At 37.1% G+C, this 2,452-nt stretch carries 3 protein-coding genes; all 3 read right to left on the bottom strand.

Translation table 11 applies throughout. The features are described from left to right. The coding region (locus AALI31_RS02675) for a terminase gpA endonuclease subunit (protein WP_489884986.1) at nt 1–1,266 on the bottom strand (1,266 nt) is incomplete at its 3' end. Beyond that, nucleotides 1,259–1,735 carry a hypothetical protein gene (locus tag AALI31_RS02670; RefSeq protein ID WP_489884985.1) on the bottom strand — a complete coding sequence of 159 codons (477 nt, stop codon included), beginning with the start codon at nt 1,733–1,735 and terminating at the stop codon, nt 1,259–1,261. The genes AALI31_RS02670 and AALI31_RS02675, both read right to left, overlap by 8 nt. Nucleotides 1,736–2,094: 359 nt before the next feature. Continuing rightward, on the bottom strand, nt 2,095–2,325 hold the full coding sequence (locus AALI31_RS02665; RefSeq protein WP_489884984.1) for a DUF3310 domain-containing protein: 231 nt from the start codon (nt 2,323–2,325) through the stop codon (nt 2,095–2,097). Between the last annotated feature and the right edge of the window lie 127 nt (nt 2,326–2,452).

The raw sequence follows: 2,452 nt of genomic DNA, 5'->3' as shown, positions 1-2,452 counted from the left end.
GAAGATAGGCTTGCTCCCATCATCTTTCTTGTACTCCGAATTCAAAATTCCACATAAATCATCCCAAACACGTTTTATAGATGGGTTACCCACAATAACACCTTTCTGCACTCCCCAGCTCTCATCATCTTCGGCCCATCCTACAATTTCGTACTCCAACCTATTATCCTGGGTATCTATACCACAAGTTAATACCTTAACCTCATTCGGTATTTTAGTATAATTCTCCCTTAGTTCATACAATTTCTGAGGATTCCCCACATCCCCCTTAATCTCAAAAGGGAGACCCAAAACGGTATTGTAAAATACCTGTAGCTGCGAATCACCAGCTATCTTGGACCTTTTAAAATCATCGACAATATTACGCCAATACACCCAAGGCGACGCAAAAGCATTTAAATTGTAGCTCTTAATTTCAGATTCAGGATTTTTGTGGTGCCATCTACCTCTAACGCTGTTCTTCTTCCACTCAAATTCATTCGCATAGCTACCGCAATGCCTGCAGTACATATCTGATGTTTCTAAATCTAAATACTCAAAAGATAACTCTTGATACAGACCACAACTAGGGCAAGGTAACTCCCATACTGCACAGCTACCCTTGCAATAACACTCATCAATCTTACTCGCATTCTTGAGTGTTGGCGTTGACACTTTAATAATCTTGCGATCAAAAAAAGTAGTAGTACGCTTCTCGACTATGGTTACGGGATCGCCCTCTTTGCCAGCAGACATAGGATAACGATCAATCTCATCACATAATAATATTTTAATAGGTCTCGAAGCTAATGACGATGGAGCATTAGCACCAACTATGGTTATATGCCCTCCGTCAAAGTTCTTATGTAATTTTGTATTGCTTGTATTTCTACTTTTAGTTTCAAAAACTCTATTTTTTAATACATCAGTGTCTCGTATCATAGTAGCAAGCCTATCTTCCGAAAACGCGTTAGCTATTTCCTCAGTTGGCAAAACTACCATAATTGGAGCAGGGTCTTGGTGTATACAATACCCTATTAAATTTAAAATAAGTTCCGTTTTGCCTACCTGAGCCGATGCCATTATCACAACTTCCTCAGTTTTCTTGTCACTAATTACCTCCATAGGCTCTCTCATATAAGGTGTCCTGCTTGTATTCCAGCGACCAATTTCAGAGGATGATTCCGGCGATAAATTTCTGTATTTATCCGCCCAATCAACCAAATTTAGATCAGATATCTCAAATACTCGCAGCGAGGTCAAATACCACTGTGACAATCTAGTCATCAAAATTACCCTTTGATATATTATTCAATACAGAGTTTATCAAACTATGTATTTTAGATTTAACATCCCTTCGCAACCCATCCGATAACGTAGCACCTAACTCCATTACAATTTTATTCTCTAAGTTAAGACAAGCACGCTTAAAGGCCAAGAACCCATCAGTTAAATTCCTAACAACCTCATCTTTAGCTAAATACTCCTGTTTCTCAATTTTAAGCTTTAAATCATGGAGTTCCGATTGTGCTTTTTTCAAATCAATCTCATATTTTAACTTCTGCTCAGGCAATGATAAATTATCAAGGTCTGTGTTAGCAACGTCAGGCGAACCTATCAACCCACGCCACTTAAGTACAGCCTTTAAATCATAGTAAATCCCATCTTTAGGACAACCTTTATTAACCCACCTAGTGATAGTTCTTTCATCGACTTCCAAAAATTCTGCTAACTCCCCTTTTCTCATCTTTATCAAAACCAATCACCCTCCTAAACTCAAAGGTAAAAAACCCAATACTACGGACACGGACACAGTTTTTTTTAATCAAAACTAGGCTTTTTTCGGGGTCGTGGCACCGCAAGCCGCTAAAATAGCGGGAAGAACCTAAAAATAAAAAAGAAGAGCTCTTAAACACACCTCTTATCTTTTTAAGTAATCCCAGCATGTACAGACATTAGCCGATACGCTATATCTACGCCACCCATTAGCCAAAATATCACATGCTAATTATTACATAGATCAAATACGGTAGTGTACGGAAATTTTCGGAAATTTTCGGAAATGAAAAATCAGCATGACATCCCAAAATTTTTAAAAAAGACATTAACTAAGAGTCACAACGTATTTATATATCTATCAATATACCATTTAGCCTTCTGCAGATCTTCTATTTCATCTGCTCCTTCTTTTTTTCCAGCCCTGCTAATATATTTTATAGCATTACCCAAATGATACCCAAATCCCTTAGCCTCGATATAATTTATAGTTTCTATCCCACCATCTGTATAATGAGATGGATGATTTATTTTATTATAGTTTACACTCATGTCTTTACTCCTTCTCATATATAAATTATATACCTCACGTCCATGCTACGTGTGTAAAACTATTTTGTGGTAAGTCTACCCATTATATAAATAAAATACCCTCTCAAATCGCCTCTAAATGCAAAATAGCACTATTGTGTATATT

This window comes from Anisomitus miae (SeqCode) (genome assembly GCF_054906395.1).
The sequence above is the reverse complement of the archived record's forward strand: the minus strand, read 5'-3'. Positions and strand labels throughout refer to the sequence as shown.

Bases quoted from the DNA above. Each gene is read 5' to 3' on its own strand.
- AALI31_RS02665 (WP_489884984.1), bottom strand. From the start codon at position 2,325: ATGAGAAGGAGTAAAGACATGAGTGTAAACTATAATAAAATAAATCAT.